16 protein-coding genes and 1 pseudogene are annotated in these 20,534 nt (G+C 48.0%); 8 read left to right on the plus strand and 9 right to left on the minus strand.

The window, feature by feature from the left end; all coding sequences use genetic code 11:
- Window positions 1-54 precede the first annotated feature (54 nt).
- Window positions 55-1,449, minus strand: coding sequence for a SpoVR family protein (locus tag HPT30_RS25860; RefSeq protein WP_175374170.1), 1,395 nt, complete (start codon window positions 1,447-1,449; stop codon window positions 55-57).
- A 198-nt stretch (window positions 1,450-1,647) separates the two neighbouring features.
- On the opposite strand from HPT30_RS25860, the pseudogene HPT30_RS25865 reads away from it, so the two are divergent.
- Window positions 1,648-2,212: pseudogene (locus HPT30_RS25865) on the plus strand (Uma2 family endonuclease).
- Window positions 2,213-2,401: 189 nt separating this feature from the next.
- On the opposite strand, the gene HPT30_RS25870 reads toward HPT30_RS25865, so the two are convergent.
- Window positions 2,402-2,719, minus strand: coding sequence for a hypothetical protein (locus tag HPT30_RS25870; RefSeq protein WP_175374171.1), 318 nt, complete (start codon window positions 2,717-2,719; stop codon window positions 2,402-2,404).
- 68 nt (window positions 2,720-2,787) lie between these two features.
- On the opposite strand from HPT30_RS25870, the gene HPT30_RS25875 reads away from it, so the two are divergent.
- Window positions 2,788-3,831 carry a hypothetical protein gene (locus tag HPT30_RS25875; protein WP_175374172.1) on the plus strand — a complete coding sequence of 348 codons (1,044 nt, stop codon included), beginning with the start codon at window positions 2,788-2,790 and terminating at the stop codon, window positions 3,829-3,831.
- Here HPT30_RS25875 and HPT30_RS25880 read toward each other — a convergent pair.
- Entirely contained in the window at window positions 3,789-4,055 is a 267-nt protein-coding gene (locus HPT30_RS25880; RefSeq protein WP_175374173.1) for a hypothetical protein, read from the minus strand. The genes HPT30_RS25875 and HPT30_RS25880 overlap by 43 nt on opposite strands.
- Before the next feature lie 467 nt (window positions 4,056-4,522).
- Between HPT30_RS25880 and HPT30_RS25885 the strand changes: the two genes are divergently transcribed.
- From HPT30_RS25885 to HPT30_RS25910, 6 genes are all read left to right on the plus strand, one after another.
- Window positions 4,523-5,302 (plus strand): SDR family NAD(P)-dependent oxidoreductase, encoded by a 780-nt coding sequence (locus HPT30_RS25885; protein WP_175374174.1) that lies wholly within the window; start codon window positions 4,523-4,525, stop codon window positions 5,300-5,302.
- Window positions 5,303-5,769: 467 nt separating this feature from the next.
- On the plus strand, window positions 5,770-6,492 hold the full coding sequence (locus tag HPT30_RS25890) for a response regulator transcription factor (protein WP_281364540.1): 723 nt from the start codon (window positions 5,770-5,772) through the stop codon (window positions 6,490-6,492).
- On the plus strand, window positions 6,489-7,424 hold the full coding sequence (locus tag HPT30_RS25895; protein ID WP_175374175.1) for a sensor histidine kinase: 936 nt from the start codon (window positions 6,489-6,491) through the stop codon (window positions 7,422-7,424). The genes HPT30_RS25890 and HPT30_RS25895 overlap by 4 nt, the downstream gene beginning before the upstream one ends.
- Window positions 7,425-7,529: 105 nt before the next feature.
- Window positions 7,530-8,450: an ABC transporter ATP-binding protein gene (locus HPT30_RS25900; protein ID WP_175374176.1), complete on the plus strand. Its 921-nt coding sequence runs from the start codon at window positions 7,530-7,532 to the stop codon at window positions 8,448-8,450.
- On the plus strand, window positions 8,443-9,135 hold the full coding sequence (locus HPT30_RS25905) for an ABC transporter permease (RefSeq protein WP_175374177.1): 693 nt from the start codon (window positions 8,443-8,445) through the stop codon (window positions 9,133-9,135). The genes HPT30_RS25900 and HPT30_RS25905 overlap by 8 nt, the downstream gene beginning before the upstream one ends.
- Window positions 9,136-9,299: 164 nt before the next feature.
- Window positions 9,300-10,829 (plus strand): ATP-binding protein, encoded by a 1,530-nt coding sequence (locus HPT30_RS25910; RefSeq protein WP_175374178.1) that lies wholly within the window; start codon window positions 9,300-9,302, stop codon window positions 10,827-10,829.
- 141 nt (window positions 10,830-10,970) lie between these two features.
- Here HPT30_RS25910 and HPT30_RS25915 read toward each other — a convergent pair whose 3' ends face one another.
- The 6 genes from HPT30_RS25915 to HPT30_RS25940 all read right to left on the minus strand — a co-directional run bounded on the left by HPT30_RS25915 (window position 10,971) and on the right by HPT30_RS25940 (window position 20,261).
- The gene (locus HPT30_RS25915; protein ID WP_175374179.1) at window positions 10,971-11,822 is read right to left on the minus strand and encodes a fatty acid kinase binding subunit FakB; all 852 of its coding nucleotides are present in this window, start codon (window positions 11,820-11,822) and stop codon (window positions 10,971-10,973) included.
- 205 nt (window positions 11,823-12,027) lie between these two features.
- Window positions 12,028-12,888 carry an AraC family transcriptional regulator gene (locus tag HPT30_RS25920; RefSeq protein WP_246317453.1) on the minus strand — a complete coding sequence of 287 codons (861 nt, stop codon included), beginning with the start codon at window positions 12,886-12,888 and terminating at the stop codon, window positions 12,028-12,030.
- An 854-nt stretch (window positions 12,889-13,742) separates the two neighbouring features.
- A complete protein-coding gene (locus HPT30_RS25925) occupies window positions 13,743-15,410 on the minus strand; it encodes a glycoside hydrolase family 13 protein (RefSeq protein WP_175374180.1) in 1,668 nt (555 codons plus the stop codon).
- 107 nt (window positions 15,411-15,517) lie between these two features.
- The gene (locus HPT30_RS25930; protein WP_175374181.1) at window positions 15,518-17,836 is read right to left on the minus strand and encodes a glycoside hydrolase family 65 protein; all 2,319 of its coding nucleotides are present in this window, start codon (window positions 17,834-17,836) and stop codon (window positions 15,518-15,520) included.
- A 556-nt stretch (window positions 17,837-18,392) separates the two neighbouring features.
- Window positions 18,393-19,055: a beta-phosphoglucomutase gene (pgmB, locus tag HPT30_RS25935; protein WP_175374182.1), complete on the minus strand. Its 663-nt coding sequence runs from the start codon at window positions 19,053-19,055 to the stop codon at window positions 18,393-18,395.
- 168 nt (window positions 19,056-19,223) lie between these two features.
- The gene (locus HPT30_RS25940) at window positions 19,224-20,261 is read right to left on the minus strand and encodes a LacI family DNA-binding transcriptional regulator (RefSeq protein WP_175374183.1); all 1,038 of its coding nucleotides are present in this window, start codon (window positions 20,259-20,261) and stop codon (window positions 19,224-19,226) included.
- Window positions 20,262-20,534: the final 273 nt, after the last annotated feature.

The raw sequence follows: 20,534 nt of genomic DNA on the forward strand, positions 1-20,534 counted from the left end.
GCGTGTGCCTCTAGGCGCGCGGGGTTTGGCTCAACGCGGTGGTCAAACCTTTTGTTACATAAACCGTCGCTGTACCTTTTTTCCATCATAGGTGAACAGCGCCTTCTTCTCCTCGACAACCGTCTGCAAATGCACCGTGCGACCCCACAAGGCATAGATATGCGGGAGCGTCCGCTCCAAATATTTCAGGTCCAGCTCAATGCTCTCATAGCGATGTTCAATATACAGCTCCCCGTTCCGCTCATAATCGGCATCCTTGATGACAAGGTAAGGAGAGCCACCGTTCACGCGGGCCAGTACCAGCTGGTCTCGAACATTTTCCCAGGCTTTGTCGGTAATTTTCCACTCCGGGCCTTTCTTCTCGAAGACATAGAGATCCAGATCATTGACCAGTTCCTTGGACAGATAGCTGCGGATAAAAGAGGTATCGGAATCCAGCTCGCGAACCTCGAAGATTTTATCGCGGTCCCAGCGCCGCTCGATATCTTCGAATATTTTCAGGCCGAGATAGTAGGGGTTCAGACTCTGGCGGGAGGGCTGAACGACCGAGGAATTTAGCTTGGCGTATTCCACGGTTTCCTCCGACGTCAGGTTGAGCTCCCGTACGATCCGCTGATGCCAGTAGGAAGCCCAGCCTTCGTTCATGATCTTCGTTTCCATCTGCGGCCAGAAATAGAGCATCTCGTCATGCAGCATTGTCATAATGTCCCGCTGCCAATCTTCGAGCGAAGTGGAATACTGCTGGATGAACCACACGATGTCCTTTTCTGGCTCTGGCGGGAAAGCCCGATTACTAGGTGCCGGCTCTGGGGGACCTGCGCTGACCTGATCCAGATTCCAGAGCTCGTCATAAGGATTGGCTGGAGTGTTGCTGCCAGGTGGTGTATCCTTTCGGTCCTTCATCTTTGCTTCCAGCAGATGGGTCTTACCGAGCTTGCGCGGCTGGATCAGGCTGGGATCGATATGCTCCTGGATCGCGAGCACGGAATCAATGAAGCTTTCTACCGCCTCTGTGCCGTAGGTCACCGAATAGTCGGCGATCCGGTCAGCCGTAGCCGACATGCTCTCGACCATGTTCCGGTTGGAGATGGAGAAGCGGGCATTGTTCTTGAAGAAATCGCAGTGGGCCAGCACGTGGGCCACAATTAGCTTGTTCTGGATGAGCGAGTTGCCGTCCAGCAGGAACGCATAGCACGGGTTGGAGTTGATGACCAACTCGTAGATTTTACTCAAGCCGAAATCATATTGAGACTTCATTTTATGAAAAGTTTTTCCGAAGCTCCAATGGCCAAACCGGGTTGGCATTCCATAGGCACCGAACGTGTAAATAATATCGGCAGGGCAGATCTCATACCGCATCGGATAGAAATCCAGCCCGAAGCCGGTAGCAATCTCCGTAATCTCCGCAATGGCCCTCTCTAGCGCTTTCAGTTCATCATCGCCGGGCATGAACCCATCTCTCCTTCCTTCTTCTAACGCACCGTGTACTGGCAGGTTTAACGTAAGCTCCAGCTTAAGGGGGAGCCGTTCTTCTTATGTATATGGGTGGAGAGATGGAAGTATGATGAGGAGGGGGATGCCTGAGAGAGGAAAGAGTGGCATTTGTCAGAAGAAGCCAAGGGTAGAATTGGTGATTTGCGCACCAATATTGAACGAGTGGAAATTAGCAACGACCCCTATCAAGATTGGCTGACTTGGGAGGGGAGTTGGGAGCTAATTAACAACAAAGCTTATAACATGTATCCAGCTCCAACCGCATTGCATCAATTTATTGTAGGTGAACTTCATTTTGCGCTAAGGACATTCTTCCAGAATCGGAGTTGCTATGTGTTTGTGGCTCCGTTTGATGTGCTTTTCTCTGAAAGTGAAGATTATCAATCACCCGATCAGGTCACTCAACCAGATCTTTCGGTTGTTTGTTCTAAGGACCAAATATCTAAGAACGGCTGTAACGGTGCCCCGACCCTCATTATTGAAGTGCTGTCACCTGCCACTGCCTTGAAAGACTTTAATGAGAAGTTCAATCAATTTATATCAGAAGCATGGAGTTCAGGAATATTGGATTGTTGATCCTGGAAATCAAACGGCTCACGTCTATACTTTGGAGGACGGCAGTTATCAGGTGCGCCATTTATATACAGAGCAGGAGACGATCCAGTCCGTTGTCTTTAAAGATTTACAAGTTCCAATGAACACGTTTTTTAATCTATAACAACAAACACAATCAGCCGGCGAGATATAATCTCGACCGGTTGTTTTTGTTCTTTGAAATCATATTGAAACTTCATTTTATGAAAAGTTTTGCCGAACCTCCAATGTAAGTGTAGACGAAACCAAAACGCTTCTCCTTAAGTACTATCTTAGAAGAGAAGGATATATCGGAAAATTAGAAGAAAATTAATTATTCACTATATGTATGAGCGGCATTTTGGACTTCTTGCAGCAATTTTGCAAATTCTTCGTCGCTGTCACTGTATGTGGAAATCCCATCCTTGCGATCCTTCTGAGCTTTCTGAAGTTGGGACAAAACAGCTTGATCTTTAAAAATAACTGGAGCCATTTTGATCTTTTGTTCTTCTGTAAATTTGGACTGTTCATCTTTCCTTTGCAGCGTAACGCTGAATCCAAAGTTTTCTTCGATTAGCTGGACCAAGTCTTTAAGGTCAACGTAAGATTTGCCCTGGAGGCTTTGCTCCAATTGTTTCTTGGAAATAGACATTTGGGTCACCTTCCTTTTGCTCATTTTATCACAAACGAAGGGAATCATACTGTGAGGGGTGTAGATCTATGAAAATTGAAATCGGAGAGTCCTTAATGCTTTCATGGCTGAAACATGCAAAGAACTGTCAGCTTGTCCAACTTAACTGGAAACCATCGGTGAAGTCTTGGGATATCCATAATGAGGTAATTGTCGAGAGTATGATGAAGGAATCAGATCAATATTTTAAAGACAAGTACAATCTTGATTTGTTTAAGCTGAATCGATCATACTCGCAACTTCTTCAACAGGCTGAGATCGATACTTTGGGGCTTGAGGTAGGAGGAGCAGGCAGAGTTCAAAATATATACGGCATCGATGTTGCTTTCCATGAAAGCGGTCTGAATTATGGTTCCAACAAGGAAGAGACGATATCCAGAGTGCTGAAGAAAATGATTCGTACATCAATGGCGATTCACGGATATTTCGATTTGAATAAAGGAAATATCATATTTGCTGCTCCGAAGATAGCTAGTTCGATACGTGAGCCGCTGCATCTTTACATAAGTGAACTCCAAGAGTTATTTCGAAGTAAAGGTTTGAATTTTCGTTTTGAGCTTCTGTGCAATGAGGAGTTTAAGGAAAAAATATTCAATGTAGTCACAGCATTATCAAATTCAGTGTCAGACACTTCGGAGCTGTTTATGCGAAGTATACAAATGTACAATCTTTTCGCGGAGGAGAAGCAGGTTAGTAGCTTGCCGAAAACCACAATCAAGGCGAAGAAAGTACCTGCTGATTTTAAAGGTGCTGAGATTATAAAAATTGGTGCTTTGGTTAGATCTAGTTTTGATCGGCTGATTGCAGAGGATTTATTAACAGAGCAGGAGGTTGAGCGGTTGCAGCGGCTTGATTATGCCAAAAGAACTTTTAATATTACTTATCCTGTTTTAAAAAGGATCGATTCAGCTAGTTCCATGACTGAACAGCAGAAAGTAAACGGGCGTCCTAGATTCTATGCAGAACCGTATACGATCTATGGAACCAATTACTTGTTATGCAATCATTGGGTGGAGGATCTCAGCAGAAGCTATTTTGAGGCATGGCTCAGGCGGATTGAAGAGGCTACCTGAGTGAGAGCACGGATTTCAATCTTCAGGTCATCATTAGCAGTGTGAGATACGATTACACCATTCTTAGATTGAAGTAGCTCTTTCGTTGCTTCTTTCGGATCCTTAATGGCTCGAATCAATGCGACTTCATCAACAAACTTGGTGTTACCTTCGGTATGTGATGCAAGGATTTGCAGCTTGACGTATTGATCGGGATATATCTTACGCACTTCTTCCCATTGCAATGGCTGGCACCTCCGCTTGGTTTTGTCTCTTTATTGTACCAAATAATTAGCAATTAAAAAGATTTCCACAAACAAGGTACAGACCTTTTCTGTCCCTATTAATTCTGATTCTATCTTAGAATCAGCGTTTGACTTTATGCTGAAAGTAGAGTGGAGGGTTGGAGGATTTCTGGAGAAACGAAGTGTTCGCCTTTAAAGGCCGATTTCAACCTTGTAATTCCTTTTACAATCTAGAGATCGGGCTTTAACAGCGATCGTAAGAAACCTCCGAACCCGTAGCGGCTTAATTCAGCATCGCCCAGGATTTTATCTGAAATTAAGAGCTAAATTAATATTGATCTGGAACAATTTACATATGAATTAATTCTAGAGATGTTATGATAGACAAAGGATAGATTTTCCTATACCTCCACAGGGTGTATATGGTTCAATCGTATTCTGAAAAACTAACAACGAGGTGCTTCATAATGTTCAGAGTATTTGAGGAATTCAAAGGGAAGACAGCAATTATCACAGGTGGGGGTACAGGCATTGGCAGAGCTACAGCACTGCGTTTAGCGGAGCTCGGAGCCAATGTTGTTATCGCAAGCCGGTCTGAAGCGGATGGAGTTGCGACTGTACGCGAAATTGAGGAGCTTGGAGGAAGTGCGGCATTCATCCAAACGGATGTGGCCAAGGAAGAACAAATTATTGCCCTGGTCAACCAAACTATTGAACGTTTTGGTTCGATTGACTACATGTACAACAACTCGGCGATTACAGGGGATAATGAGCTTCTAGAGGATTATAAGACTGAAACATTCGATAGAGTGTTTGATGTCAATGTCAGAGGGCAGCAGCTTCTGATGAAGTATGCCGTGCCTCACATGAAACCGGGCAGTGCGATCGTTAACTGTGCTTCTTTGCATGGAACGATTGCTATGGCGGGGGATGTAGCTTACTCTGCAAGTAAACATGCGGTTATTGGTTTGGGTAAATCAGCAGCGGCCGAGCTTGCAGCTAAAGGAATCCGGGTGAATATTGTCGCTCCAGGACCGGTTCCTACCAAAATGATGAGACGCTATGAAGAATTGCTCACAGACGATGTAGATGCGCTTGAGCAAGCTATTGCCCAGCTTCCGGTTCTGAAACGCTACGGAACGCCAGAAGAAGTAGCCAACGCGGTAGTCTTCCTTCTGAGCGACATGGCTTCTTATATCGTAGGTCATGTGCTTATGGTTGATGGTGGTTGCTCGATAATCAGATAAACGTTTGCAATCTATATAAATAAACAGGCCGCTTGCAGTCACTCTTGACTGGTGAGCGGCCTGTTTTCGCTACTCAGATTTAGAAGTTATTGGTATACTTTGATAAAAGAATATGAAATTTAACTATACTGACAGTGAAAAAGAGGGCCACCACCCAACTAAGAGCATTTTTGTACCTTAATTTTCTTTAATATCGTAAAAATAGGGAAATAGAGGCATTATTGTATCTTATTTTCGGAAAATCACGCTGGACAGGGTATTCTGGAAGATTTAAGGTACAATTTTGCACTTAATCTCTACTAAGTCTTAGCTACTAAGGATTTAAGGTACAAAAATGCCGTTAATTACACTTCGATCCTGCTTATATAAGCTTTCTTTTTTCTTGGGTATGTTTGTTTTTTTTAATGCTTTCTATTTAGAAGATTATCCAGCTATTTTATAGCTTTATTATTGGAGGCGACGATGGAATGCAGCAGCGGATCTTGCTGATTGAGGACGATGAAAGTATCAGTGAAATGGTCTCTTCTTATCTTGTAAAAGAGGGTTTTGAGGTCAAGGCAGTGTATGACGGTGAGGAGGCAGAGCGCGTTTTTTGCAGCGGTACATATGAGCTTGTTCTGCTGGATCTCATGCTCCCCAAGCGAAGCGGGACTGATATTCTGCAGACGATCCGGGCTAATAGCCTTGTCCCTGTGCTGATCATGTCTGCAAAGGACAGCGATGTAGACAAGGCCTTGGGTCTGGGCTTCGGGGCGGATGACTATATCACGAAGCCCTTCTCTATGATTGAACTAGTAGCGAGGGTGAAGGCAGCGATTCGACGGGCGGGATACGGCGGTGTAGCCGCAGGTGTTAAGTCGGAAGCAACGGCTCCGGCACGCCAGACAATTAGCCTGGAAGGGCTGACTGTGGATCTCGACAATTTCACGGCCTTGAAGCATGGGGAGGAAGTGAAGTTAACAGCCAAGGAATTCCACATTCTTAAGTTGTTTGTGACGAACCCGGGCCGGGTGTTCACGAAGGCGCAGATCTATGCCAGCGTGTGGGCTGATGAGTATTACGGGGACGAGAATGTGATTAATGTCCATATGAGAAGATTGCGGGAGAAGATCGAAGACGATCCCTCGCATCCGTTATATATCAAGACCCTGTGGGGAATCGGATACAAACTGGGAGCGGAAGTGCAATGATCGTTGTTCTTGGCGTAGTTATTGTACTGTTGCTGCTCGTTATCCTGTGGCAATATAAATCAGCAAAAGCTACTGCCAGCCAGCTCACCTATATTCATGAGAAGCTGAACAGTATTTTGGATGCCGGGACACAGGAAAGGCTACTGCTGTTTAGCGGCAACCAGGAGCTGCGTGTATTGTTGACTGACCTGAACCATCTGCTGGATGCCAATCATAGAGGCGGCGTGGAGAGGCGGCGACTGGAGAAAGCCATGCGGGGGATGTTAGCCAATGTATCGCATGATCTCAAGACCCCGCTGACGGTAGTGCTCGGCTATATCGAGACGATTTTGCAAGACAAAGATATGACAGAACCGGAACGGGACGCTATGCTGACGATCATTCACCGGAAGGCGGGTGAGGTGATCACACTGATGAATACTTTTTTTGACCTGGCGAAGCTGGAATCAGGTGACCGTAACCTTCCACTCTCCCGGTTGAACATGAATGAGGTGTGCAGGAAGAACATTTTATCTTTCTACGACATTCTGAACGGTAAGGGTAGTGAGGTGCAGATCGAGATTCCGGATGAGCCGCTGTACATAATGGGCAATGAAGAGTCAATGGACCGGATTCTCTCCAATCTGATCTCGAATGCAATCACTTACGGCGATGCGGGGAAGATACTGGGTTTACGGCTTTTTTTTGATGACAAGAACGTCAGTGTGGAGGTGTGGGACCGGGGAAAAGGAATCACCGCCTCCCATCAGGATCAGGTGTTTGAGCGGCTGTATACCCTGGAGGACTCGCGCAACCGGAATTATCAGGGCAGTGGTCTCGGACTGACTATTACAAAGCGATTGACTGAGCAGATGAACGGAACGATCACATTGAACAGCAAACCGCATGTCAAAACAGCGTTTACGGTTTCTTTTCCCCGGATGCGCTTCTAAAGAACTGTACTTAAGAAATTCGTAAGAATAGGGTAAGAAAAAAGAAAATTGTGGTGTGTACAATAAAAACATGGAAGAGAGATGAACACAAAGGAGATCGCGGAGATGACTTCAATCCTTCGTACACGGGATTTAACCAAGGTATACCATGGCAGGGAAGCGGTAAGCAGTGTCAATATGACGATCAAGCAGGGCGAGATTTACGGATTCCTGGGACCGAATGGTGCGGGCAAAACGACAGTGATGAGAATGATCACCAATCTGGTGAAGCCAACGGGCGGAGAGATTGAATTTTTCGAGGAAAAAGTGACCCCCGGTTCTTACGAAATGCTCAAGCGGATGGGCTGCATTATTGAGAACCCGGTGTTCTACGATAAATTGAGCGCCAGAGAAAATCTCCTTCTGCATGGAGAATATATGGGCTACTATGACAAGAAAGCAATCGAAGAGGCGTTAGCATTAGTGAAGCTTTCGGGCATCGACAACAAGCCGGTAAAGCAGTTCTCTCTGGGGATGAAGCAGCGGCTGGGCATTGCTCGTTCGATCATGACGAAGCCGGAGCTATTGATTCTGGATGAGCCGATCAACGGTCTCGATCCGGTGGGCATTAAGGAGATGCGCGACGTGTTCCGCATGCTGAGCAGGGAGTATGGCATGACCCTTCTGATTTCCAGTCACTTACTGAGCGAAATCGAACAGGTTGCGGATACGATCGGTGTCATCCGTGAGGGCCGTTTGTTAGAAGAAGTGGCGATGGATTCGATTCGCGGACTGAATACAGATTATATCGAGCTTTCCACTCCGGAGGTCACCAAGGCGGTCTATGTACTGCAGCATAAGCTGAGCCTCACCAATTTCAAGGCGATGGACGCTGGAATCATCCGCATATATGACGAAGGCGTTTCGCAGCAGGCACTGAACAAAGCGCTTGTTCTCGGAGATGTTTATATTGCGAGCCTCAGCAGGAAGCAGCATTCGCTGGAAGATTATTTTCTGCAATTGATTGGGGGTGAGGGCATTGCTTAAATTGATGTCGCTGGAAATCCGTAAGCATAAATTGACAGGACTCATCAAGGGCGTGCTGATCGCTAACCTCATCATCCTAGGCTTTATGGTGCTTGTACTGTTCGTTGATCAGAATGAGCAGGTCTCCACATTCACATCATTCGGGGATGTTTTTGAAGGACTCTTCGTTTTTGTAAAAGCGGTATTCATCATCTTTGCCTCAGCTCTACTGGGCAGACTGGTTATCGAAGAATACAGAAGCAATACGATCAGCCTGCTCTTCATGTATCCTATTCCACGTAAAAAACTGCTTACCGCCAAATTGATTATCGTCTTCCTCTTCACTTTTTGTACGATTATCATTTCAGATCTGGTGCTAGGGGCCTTGCTGTTCTGGATCAATCACTTCTTACAGATCATTCCGGGTCAACTAACTTGGATCCTGGTGAAAGACGAACTGGTGAAGCTGGGGACAGGGGCACTTTATGCGGCAGGGATTGGACTCATTCCATTGTATTTCGGGATGCGGAAAAAATCGATCTCAGCCACGATCATTTCGTCGGTGGTGCTTGTGACTCTGATTTCTGGAGGATTTGACCAGGCTCGGCTAGGTAATTTTGCCGCCATTTCCATCAGCCTTGGCCTCATTGGAATCGCCATTGCCTATGTATCCATTCGTAAGATCGAAACAGACGATATCACCTGATGCCTTAGGTCATAGAATAGCCCCTGCACCCATGCAGGAGGCTATTTTTGGGTACAGAAAACACCTCTCTTTACTCATGATTTACCCTGCAGAACTTGTTATAATATGTGGATTGAACGTAATGACGACCTTGCACAAGCTAATCTTGGGGGAGTACGGAGAGGATGAAAGCTATGGATAAGGACAACCACTCTATTCTATATGAGAATCACCCTGATCCCATCTACATTTTGGACACAGAGGGGAACTGCCTGGGCGTGAACCGTTCCGCGAGGGAACGGTCGGGAGTGGAATTTGAGGGACTGAACAGCCCATCGGTGCTGGAAGCTTCAACCGCGGACTATCAGGCGGTATGCCGGAGGCAGTTTGCGCAGGCGCTTCAGGGTGAATCGTCCAGCTTTGAGATGGATACGGTCCGTCCTAACGGGGAATTTCACCGGGTGGTTATTACTTTTTTACCCATTGAAGCTGAGAATGAAGTGGCAGGTGTCTACGCGATCGTCAAAGACATCACCAATTATATTGGTGTGGACGACATCCGCAGTCCTGGGCATCTCAAAGAATTGAACGATCGGCACAGCCTGATCCTAAATTCCGTATCAGAGGGCATCTTCGGTGTGAACAAAACGGGGCATACGATCTTCATAAACCCGGCGGGGATGGAGATGCTGGGTTATACGCTGGATGAGTTCATCGGTATTCATAGTTTCTCACACATCCAGCATACCCGGTCGGACGGCTCCCATTACGCCCTGGAGGAATCTCCGATCAATCGGACGGTCAGAGATGGAGTTACGCGCAGCATGGAGGAAGAAATCTTCTGGCGTAAAGATGGGACAAGCTTTCTGGTGAATTATCGGGTAGCTCCAATTGTAGACAATGGTATGATCGAAGGTGCTGTTATTGTATTCAGCGACATTACGAATGAACGGGAGATCATCCGGGCCAAGGAGTTTGCGGAGAAGGCTGCCCGGGCCAAGGCCGACTTTCTGGCGATGATGAGTCATGAGATCCGGACACCGATGAACGGGATGATCGGGATGGCGGATCTGCTGCTGGAGACGGAGCTCGGCGAGGAGCAGCGGAGCTATGCAGAGATTCTGCGTAGCAGCAGTTACAGTCTGCTGAGCATCCTGAACGATATCCTTGATTTTAGCAAAATGGAAGCGGGCAAAATGATCCTGCAGTCTGAAATGTTCGACCTGCGTGAAATGATGTCCAGTATTGTGGACCTGTTCACGCCCAAAGCCGAGGAGAAGAAGCTGGCCCTGCGGTGGTGGGCCGATACCAGTGTCCCAGAGGTATTGACTACCGATCCTAGCCGCCTGAGGCAGATCATTGTCAATCTTGTAGGTAATGCCTTGAAATTCACGGAGCAGGGAAGCGTGACCTTGTCCGTGAAAAATATAGTGCTGCCGCATTCCCAGAATTACCTGCTGGAGTTCTCGGTACGGGATACAGGTATCGGCATTGCCGATAACAAGCTGAATCTCCTGTTTCAGTCCTTCTCACAGCTTCATCCGTCGCATACCCGTAAATATGGCGGGACAGGTCTCGGGCTGGCGATCTGCAAACAGCTGGTAGAGCTGATGGGGGGCACGATTTTTGTAGAAAGCGAAGAGGGGAGAGGGTCTACCTTTCGCTTCATGCTGCCCTTTTTGAAAGAGGAAGACAGGGGCGGATTTGAACTGTAGGTTTAGCTGGTGGGCCACAGTCGTCTTATCGTTATCTCATCGGTAACCAGGCGCTTTAGCTACCAGAGCCTAAAAAAGGCTGCCCGTAGTCATCTCCTGACTTCCGGGCAGCCCGCCATGTTTAATTATATCGTATTGAAATTATGATTCACGCAAATACATAAGACCCACCGTATGCGGACCGCAATGACTGCCAATTACACAGCCGGCTTCGATAACTGCAATTTCTTGAGCACCAGTGGCTTGCTGCAGCGCACGCTTCAGGTATTCCGCATCCTCTTCAGCCAAAGTATGGGCTACAATAAGCAGTTCCTTATCCATGTTCTTGATATCGGGCAACGCGTTCTGAAGCATCTGCTCGACGGCTTTTTCCTTCTTGCCGCGGACTTTGCTGACCGGGACAATACTGCCGTCAATCAGCTTCAGCACCGGCCGGATTTTGAGCAGGCTGCCGATAAAATTCTGCATGCCGGAGCAGCGTCCGCCCATATATAAGTAATCAAGCGTATCGACTACAAATTGAGTATCCATGTGTTTGCGGGCGGTCTTAAGCAGCTCTGCGATCTCGGCTGCACTGTGCCCCTTGGCAGCGGCGCGCACGGCCTTCATGACGAGCAAGGCGATTCCCCCGCACAGCGTCTCCGAATCTACGACCTCCACTCTTCCTTCCGGGAACTCACCTGCGGCCAGCAGGGCATTCTGATATGTAGAAGATAAGGCAGAGGACAAACTGATATAGACAATATCATTACCACTCTCAATGACCGGAGCGAAGGCCGCCATGAAGTCAGCCGGCGAAGGTGCGGCGGTTTTAGGCAGACTGCCTTTGGCAGCAACCTTGCGGTACACCTCTTCGGGCGTAATATCCACTCCATCCTTATAAGTGCCATCGTCGAATACTACGTATAACGGGACGATGCCGACATCATACTTCTCTTTCCAGCCTTGCGGCAAATCGGAAGTGCTGTCTGAAAAAATTTTTACAGTAGACATGAAATTCTCCTTCACCGAGTATCGGACTTTTTATAAAATCCACATAATTTGTTTATTATACCAAGACGAAGCCATTTCTCAAAATGGAAAATAGCCACGGGGATGGATTACTAAGCTTCTACTCTATGATATGAAAAGAGACCCCCCGTTGTTCGGGCGGCCTCTTGGGTTATGGAGGATCTTTCGATAGTGACGAATATAATGCTTATTTCTGCTTAATCGGAATCCATACTTCACAACGATAGTCTTCTGCGTTCACATCACCAAGCGGGTAGAGTTCAAGTTCGGGTCCGCCCGAATGTTCATACGCTGTGCTGGGGAACCATTCCTGGAAGATTCGGCTCCAGACGTCCTGAATCGCATGCGGCATCGGTCCAACCGAGGTGAAGACAGCCCAGGTGGAGGCAGGTACAATAGCCGTTTCATAGCCTTGTGGGTCCGTATTGGAATCGTCTTCTACGGCGATCCAATAAGAGAGCTTCTCATTGGGATGATCCACACCCATACAGATTCCGAGGATATCCTCTTTTTTGCCGATTTCAGTCAGTTGGTCAGACGTTCCGTCTCCGTTGGCGGCACTCCAGAAGGCTGGGATCTCCCGCAGGTTCTCCCCATCCTTCAAGGATACCTCGATAGACTTGCCGATCACTCTGAAGCTATCTTTCTCGATAATTCTGTATTCCATTTCTTTATCTCCCTTCAATGATAGATGGAAAGAGAGGCGTGGAAAGGCCTTGAGCTGTACGCCCTTCTCGCGGGCGGCTGAAGGGGACACCCCATGCAGCTTACGGAACGCTTTGGAAAAAGATTCAGGGGTATCGTAGCCGTATTTCAGTGCTACGTCTAGCACTTTAATATCCGACACACTCAGCTCCTGCGCCGCAAGCGACAATCTCCGCTTGCGGATATACTCGAATACCGTGAATCCGGTCAGGAGATTGAACATACGCTGAAAGTGAAAGGGCGAAGAGCAAGCTACCCTTGCGATCTCATCAATATTCAGCGGTTCCTCTAAATTGTCCTCTACATAATTCAGAGCATCCTTCATTCGAATCAACCATTCCAAGTGCGCCATCTCCTTCTGAATACATACTATCATTCCCGGGTTCGTTCATCCGGTTCTTCCGTGCGTTCTGAAGACAGGTGACAGGGAGGACAGTTCTGTCTCTAAGACAGATCCTGATTTTTAAATAGAATAAGGTCGTAATTACTGAAAAGGTTTGGACTTTCGGCTACTGTCGTCGCCAGAGTCTGGAATTGTTCCGTTGTTAACGGTGTAAATCGGGAGGCAGCATATGCTTTTGATGCGAGCTTTCCTATGGTAAGCTTTCAGCGGCTGCTATCGCTCCTACAGCTCCAGCCTATTCTTTCTACTTTTTACGGCCCAATATCATAATCAGTGCTTGCCACAAGAACTTGGTCAAAACTACTTAATAAACACAACCGATTCGGTAGTTTGAGGCTCATTTATGGGAGCTAACGGACCGTAGAACCGTTATTTCCACATGGGATTGTCCTGGAAAATGTAATGGACTCAGGAGACGTTATTTCCTGCTAAACCGCGGAATTTGAGCAAAATTTCTGCCCATAGCGTCTCTGGTGTCCGTTATCTTCCGAAATGGCTGAATCTATAATCAATAAGGTCTCTGGAGTCCGCTACTTGGCGAAGTGAGCACTGATGTTGAGGCAGGTCACTATGTTCAGGTTTGACCACCACCTTGGGCCACGTACCGAACGCAGGGAGGCGGACGCGGTGGAAACAGTTCAAAATTCAGTCTTTCTAAAGTATAACTCAGGGAGACAGGTCTCGTCAGTTACTTCGTACGGATCTCATTAGTTCCCCAACCTGTTACGCCTGCTTGGTACGGATCTCGTCAGTCACCTAGCACGGTTTTCTTCAGTTACTTAGCACGAACCTCATTACTTCCCCAACCGGTACACGCCTGCTTCGTACGGCCGCAGAACACTGCGGTCGGAGGATGCTTCTCCGTAGTTTCCAATTACCAGTTCCTTGACGGCTGCCAGCTCCTTAGGAAGATCTACAGACTGCGCAACATCACTGAAGTTCAGTAACACGAGCCACTGCTCATCGTCCAGGGTACGGGTGTATGCATAAATATTATCGTGTTCAGGAAGCAGCAGTTTGTACTCTCCGTAGACCATGATCGGGTTTTCTTTGCGCAGCGCGATCAGCTTGCGGTAGTAGTGGAACACCGAATCGGGATCAGCGACAGCCTGCTCCACATTAATTTCGCTATAATTCGGATTCAACCGCAGCCAAGGTGTTCCGGTAGTAAAGCCTGCGTTAGTAGATCCATCCCATTGCATAGGCGTCCGGGCGTTGTCCCGTCCTTTGGCATAGATAGCATTCAGAATCGTCTCGTGATCGGCGCCGCCCTCGGTGACTTTTTCACGGTACATATTAAGGGTCTCGATATCCTGATAGTATTCCAGCACAGGGAATTTCACGTTGGTCATCCCGATTTCTTCCCCTTGGTAAATATACGGGGTGCCCTTCAGTGTATGCAGCAGAGTCGCCAGCATTTTGGCGGAGATGACACGGTACTCGCCGTCATTACCAAAACGGGATACCATACGTGGCTGATCGTGGTTGTTCAGGTACAGACTGTTCCAGCCTTGTTCGGCCAGGCCGACCTGCCATTTATGCAGGATTCCACGCAGTTGGTGAAGAGTCCATGGTGTTACTTCCCACTTGCCGCTAGGGCCGGAGTCGACGTCCATGTGCTCGAATTGAAAGACCATCTGCAGTTCTTCCCGGTCTTCGCCGGTATACAGAATGGCATCCTCTACAGACGCCCCCGGCGTTTCACCGACGGTCATGACGTCATATTTGGAGAGTACCTTTTGGTTCATTTCATGCAGGAACTCGTGTACTCTTGGGCCGTTCATGTAGTATTCACCACCACCGCCAAGCTCGGCATCGCCTGAGGAAGGCAGGCCTGGCGTTTTGGAGATCAGGTTGATGACGTCCATCCGCAATCCGTCTACACCTTTATCCAGCCAGAAGGTAATCATCTTGTACAGTGCCTCACGCAGCTGCGGATTCTCCCAGTTCAGGTCCGGCTGCTTGCGGGAGAACAGGTGCAGATAGTATTCACCGGTAGTCTCGTCTAGTTCCCACGCCGGGCCGCTGAAAATAGAGCTCCAGTTGTTAGGACGCTTGCCGTCCGGACCGCCGGGACGCCAGATGTAATAATCACGATAAGGGTTGTCCTTAGAGGAGCGGGATTCCACGAACCAGGCATGTTCGTCCGAGGAATGGTTAATCACGAGATCCATCATCAGCTTGATACCGCGGGTATGGAGGCCTTCAAGCAGTTCCTCCCAGTCCTGAAGCGTGCCGAATTCATCCATGATATCTTCATAGTCGCTGATGTCGTAACCGTTGTCATCATTCGGCGATTTATAGACGGGGGAGAGCCAGACGACGTCAACGCCGAGCTGCTGGAGATAATCCAGACGGGAGATAATTCCCTTCAGATCGCCGATGCCATCACCGTTGCTGTCCATGAAGCTCCGAGGGTAGATTTGGTATACTACGGCTTCTTTCCAAAAAGCTTTTTTCATTGTGAGATCTCCTTAAATGTTGTTTATAGTCCAGCCTATACAACCCTTTAAACAGTAACCGGCCCCCGAAAGCAGGCAGCCTCGGGGGCCGGGAGAATACGGTTTGATTATGCAGTAATGTTAGTACCTTGAGCAGTAACGCTGCTTAGTCCATTCACTGTATATTCCTGGCCATAAATCGTGAGCGAGGCCGGAATATCGGTTTCGTTGGTCACGGTTACCTGAGTGTCGGTTACGCTGACCAGAAGTCGAGAGCCGCGGAACATGATTTTGAAGGAATAGGACGTCCAGTGACCTGGATTAGAAGGGTTCAGGTTCAACCGTCCATTCAATACGCGCAAACCGCCGAAGCCATGAACGATTGACATCCAGGTACCCGCCATGCTCGTGGTATGGCAACCGTCTTCTGTATCATTATTGTAGTTGTCCAGATCCAGTCTGGAGGTGCGCAGGTACATTTCATAAGCCTTTTCCTTGTAGCCCAGCTCGCAAGCAAGAATCGCATGGATGCAAGGGGAGAGGGAGGACTCATGTACGGTGATCGGCTCGTAGAAGTCGAAATTCCGTTTTTTCGTATCCAAATCGTAACGGTCACCAAGGAAATATAGCCCTTGCAGCACATCCGCCTGCTTGATGAAGCAGGAACGCAGGATACGGTCCCATGACCATTTCTGGTTCAGTGGCAAATGCTCTGGATGCACATCCTTGACCTGAATGATCTCTTTGTCGAGGAATCCGTCCTGTTGGAGGAAAATGCCCATCTCTTCATCCACCGGATAGTACATTTTGGCGATAATCTCGCTCCATTTTCCTGTCTCACTATCCTGAAGTTCGAGCTTCTCCAGCAATTCTGCGTAGCGGGCAGGTTCATTCTCTTGCAGGTAAGCCAGAGCTTCCAGCGTGTATTCCATCGTCCAGGACGCGATACGGTTCGTGTACCAGTTGTTGTTGACGTTGTTCTCGTACTCGTTCGGCCCGGTGACGCCGAGCATGACATATTGGTCCTTACGTGGCACATAATGCACGCGTTCCTCCCAGAAGCGGGAGATTTCTACCAACACCTCAAGTCCGTACTGGCCAAGGTAGGATTGGTCGCCAGTGTAGTTCACATAGTTATAAATAGCATAGGCAATCGCCCCGTTGCGGTGAATCTCCTCGAATGTAATTTCCCACTCGTTATGGCATTCCTCGCCGTTCATTGTCACCATCGGATAGAGGGCGCCTTTGGTGAAGCCGAGCTTGCGGGCGTTCTCCTTAGCTTTTTCCAGATGCTTGTAACGGTAGATTAACAAATTCCGGGCGATGGAGGCATCTGCCGTACTAAGATAGAAAGGTACGCAATAGGCTTCTGTATCCCAGTACGTGCTGCCGCCGTATTTTTCACCAGTAAAGCCCTTCGGTCCAATGTTCAGACGGTCATCCTCACCGTTATAGGTCTGATTCAGTTGGAAAATATTAAAGCGGATCGCCTGCTGCGCGGACACGTCACCCTCGATAATAATGTCGCTTTCTTTCCATTTATCTCTCCAGGCATCTGTCTGCTCAGTCAAAAGCGTTACAAATCCGGCTTCACGGGCACTATCCAGTGCAGCCTTGGCGGCATCCACCAGCTGTCCGAGACCATGATTGCGGGAGGTTACATTGGCCGCATATTTGTAGATTACGACTTGATCGTTCGGCTGTACTGCTATAGCAACCCGGCTGCCAACGTATTTTTCCTGCTCGATGGCTTCCGCCTGCGCCGTGGTTTTGTCTCCATTTACAAGAATGTCGAAGGCCATAGCCGAGGTAACGTGGAAATCAAGCTTCTTGGTCTTCAGAGTGAGATAGCCGCTGTCCTCCGCGCTTTGCTTCTCGACTTCATTCCAGAATTTCTCGTCATAGTTGGCATCCTTGTTCTTGATGTCGCCATCCAGGTATGGGGTGATTGTCAGCTGGCCGGCGAAGTTCAGCGGAACGATGGAATAGCGGATTGCGCCGATTTCCTGGCGGGCCATGCTGACGATGCGGATGCTCTCGACCTGGACTTTCTTGCCGTCCTCCAGTTCAGCGGTGAAGCTGCGGGATAACGTGCCTTCCTTCATATTCAAAACCCGGCGGAAGTCGGTCACTGTGGATTTCGCGAGATCGAGCGGGGTGCCGTCGATATCAATGTTGATGCCGATCCAGTTCGTGCTGTTCAGCACTTTGGCAAAATACTCGGGATAGCCGTTCTTCCACCAGCCGACCCGTGTCTTATCCGGATAGTATACGCCAGCCATATAGCTGCCCTGCAGACTGTGGCCGCTGTATTGCTCCTCGAAATTGGCGCGTCCGCCCATATATCCGTTCCCGATGCTGAATACGCTCTCGGAAATTTCCTGGGTTCCCGGATCAAATGATTCTTCAATAATGGACCATTCATCAATTTTCAAATATTGCTTCAAGATTATCGGCTCCTTTTAAGTTGGGGATAGATAAACTGAAAAATAAATTCTCTCGGTGCTTGGGTGCAAAGGTCAGTAACTCCAAGGAAAGTTTGGATTTTCGATCGCTGTTATAATCCTATTTCCTATGTAAACTTCAAGGTATATAAGACGAACTTAAGACCCTAACATAAGGCTCGGTCGTCACTACGGTGGAATGTTTGGACTTCCGGCCGCTGTTGTCCCCGGATTTCTTTTAATTGTCCCGCTGTTTGCGGTTGAAATCCGGAGACAAAGGCGGGCGCTGTCGCTCCTACAGTCCCAAACTTCCCCCTTCGTTCCTTCTCGCTTTTGTTACTTTCTTTTGTTCATCCTATATAAGGTAGAAATCTGATTAGCTTACGCTTCCGATGCGAGCTTTCCTGCGGAAAGCTTTCAGACGAGCGCTATCGCTTCCACAGTTCCAAATTTCCTCTCCGTTTCTTCCGCTCCCAGCATCCAAAACATTTATTTATTCATTTTATATTGAATAAGACAGGGCCGTTTCGCGGCCGATAGGTGTATAACTTAATGTTGCTTAAATACTGGTAAAAGATTCCCTAAGCGTCGAAACTTTCATTTCTTGCAGGGAAGGGATGACTATATTGGCGGCTCCAAGGGTGGCTGGAGAGCCGATGCCGACACTGGTCATTCCGGCACGGGTAGCGGCTTCTATGCCAGCTTCAGCATCTTCGAAGACGACACAATGTTCCGGTTCTACGCCCAAAGCTTTGGCTCCCAGCAGGAACACTTCAGGATCAGGCTTGGCCGCGCTGGTGTGAGTGCCGTCAATAATGGCATCGAAGTATGGGGTCAAGCCGGTGTTGTTCAAGATGGTCATCGCATTTTTGCTGGCGGAGCCGAGAGCGACCTTGATGCTATTCTGCCGGCATTCCATCAGGAATTGAAGGGCGCCCGGCAGAATCTCTGAGCTGTCCATGGAGGAGATATACTCAACATAACGGGCATTTTTTTTATCAGCCAGCCGCGCTTTTTCGTTCTCATCTAAAGTTAGCCCGCCTATCTCTAGCAAAATATCGAGCGACGCCGCTCGGCTGACACCTTTAAGGCGTTCATTATCCTGCTCGGTGAAAGGAAAGCCGAGATCGTCAGCCAGCTCTTTCCAGGCAATGTAATGATACTTGGCGGTGTCTACAAGCACACCATCCAAATCGAATAAACAGGCATGAATTGTTGTCATGAATGGAACCTCCTAGAAAGATATACGCGGCATTGCTTCTGTCCATGCGTATTAGAATGGACTGAGGAATCATTATTCTGCATATTAGCGCAAACGTTTGAACAAAGATCCAAAAAATAAATGAAGCATCTGCGCTTCATTTATTCGTTCCTGTTCGTTCCCGGTCTGTTACGGCTTGCTTGGTGTATGCATGGAGGACTCTCTGACAATGAGGCGGTGCGGAATCACAAATCTATTCGTATAACCCGCATCATTATTAGGTTTCTGTATGCCCTGAATCAGTACCTGCGAGGCAGTGTAGCCCAGATGGTAGATACCGATATCAATACTGCTGATAGGGGGACTGGACAGCTCGGACAACGGAATGTTGTTAAAGCTGACAATCGCCAGATCATCGGGAACCTTATATTTCAGTTCGTTCAATCCGCGCAGCACACCAAAGGACACCATATCGTCCACCGCGACCAGCGCAGTGGGCCGGTTCGGGAGATTCATGAAGAAAGACATCGCCCTGTAGCCACTATCCTGCAAGAATTCACCTTCCACAATCCATTCCGGACGCATGGTCAGCCCGCTGTTCTCCATAGCTTTGCGGTAGCCTTCCAGACGATCGCGGGAAACAATGAGATTGGGTGGGCCACTGACGAAGCCGATCCGCTCATGTCCCATGGAAATCAGGTGATTCGTGGCGTCATACGCTGCCATGACGTTATCATTATCGACAGATAATATATTCTCATAGCGGTCGCTTCTTCCGATTAGCACGAAGGGATAGCCACCACCCTGTAGAAAATCAATCACAGCGTCATCTTTGCGTGAATACAGCAGAATTACACCGTCAACACGGCGCCCCTTCAGGAGGCGGGAGACGGCTTCCAGTTCTTCCTTTTCATTCGCGCCGGAGCTGATCAGTACATCGTAGCCGGATCGGCTGGCCTGCGTGACAATCCCGCGAATCAATTCCATGAAGAACAGGTTGGAGAACAACTCTTCAGCCGGTTTCGGGAGGATAATGCAAATACTGTTGGTAGTCTTCGATACCAGACTCTTGGCCATCATATTGGGAGTGTAGCCCATATCCTCCATAATCGCTTTAACTTTACGTGAGGTTTCCAGGCTGATTCTGGGATGGCCTGACAACACCCTGGATACTGTGGACGGGGATACTCCCGCTTTTTTCGCCACATCCTTAATGGTAACTGTCATAGAAACCTCCTTATGGAACCGTTTGCTTTACACAGTAATATTAATCGAAGTACTGCCAATTGTAAATAGAAAAAGTCCGTCAGAACAGGGGATAAGCGACTTTTGGAGAGGGTGCAGGATTTTTGCCACCAGGTTTGTATATTTTCACTAAAGTGCTAGAATAGCGCTGATTTCATGAGTTTCTTGGAGAAAACAGGGTGTAAATAGTGATTTGTCCCTGATATTTTAGTGCAAACGTTGTGCATTGGAGAGGTTTTGTAAAGTGGAAGTTGA

The organism is Paenibacillus agri (genome assembly GCF_013359945.1).
Classification (GTDB): Bacteria; Bacillota; Bacilli; order Paenibacillales; family Paenibacillaceae; genus Paenibacillus_AQ; species Paenibacillus_AQ agri.

What these genes read in the sequence shown, in the direction of transcription:
- pgmB (WP_175374182.1), bottom strand. Translation starts at nt 19,055, where the DNA reads ATGACAACAATTCATGCCTGTTTATTCGATTTGGATGGTGTGCTTGTA.
- HPT30_RS25915 (WP_175374179.1), bottom strand. Translation starts at nt 11,822, where the DNA reads ATGTCTACTGTAAAAATTTTTTCAGACAGCACTTCCGATTTGCCGCAA.
- HPT30_RS25910 (WP_175374178.1), top strand. Translation starts at nt 9,300, where the DNA reads ATGAAAGCTATGGATAAGGACAACCACTCTATTCTATATGAGAATCAC.
- HPT30_RS25900 (WP_175374176.1), top strand. Translation starts at nt 7,530, where the DNA reads ATGACTTCAATCCTTCGTACACGGGATTTAACCAAGGTATACCATGGC.
- HPT30_RS25940 (WP_175374183.1), bottom strand. Translation starts at nt 20,261, where the DNA reads ATGACAGTTACCATTAAGGATGTGGCGAAAAAAGCGGGAGTATCCCCG.
- HPT30_RS25890 (WP_281364540.1), top strand. Translation starts at nt 5,770, where the DNA reads ATGCAGCAGCGGATCTTGCTGATTGAGGACGATGAAAGTATCAGTGAA.
- HPT30_RS25860 (WP_175374170.1), bottom strand. Translation starts at nt 1,449, where the DNA reads ATGCCCGGCGATGATGAACTGAAAGCGCTAGAGAGGGCCATTGCGGAG.
- HPT30_RS25895 (WP_175374175.1), top strand. Translation starts at nt 6,489, where the DNA reads ATGATCGTTGTTCTTGGCGTAGTTATTGTACTGTTGCTGCTCGTTATC.
- HPT30_RS25925 (WP_175374180.1), bottom strand. Translation starts at nt 15,410, where the DNA reads ATGAAAAAAGCTTTTTGGAAAGAAGCCGTAGTATACCAAATCTACCCT.
- HPT30_RS25885 (WP_175374174.1), top strand. Translation starts at nt 4,523, where the DNA reads ATGTTCAGAGTATTTGAGGAATTCAAAGGGAAGACAGCAATTATCACA.
- HPT30_RS25875 (WP_175374172.1), top strand. Translation starts at nt 2,788, where the DNA reads ATGAAAATTGAAATCGGAGAGTCCTTAATGCTTTCATGGCTGAAACAT.
- HPT30_RS25870 (WP_175374171.1), bottom strand. Translation starts at nt 2,719, where the DNA reads ATGTCTATTTCCAAGAAACAATTGGAGCAAAGCCTCCAGGGCAAATCT.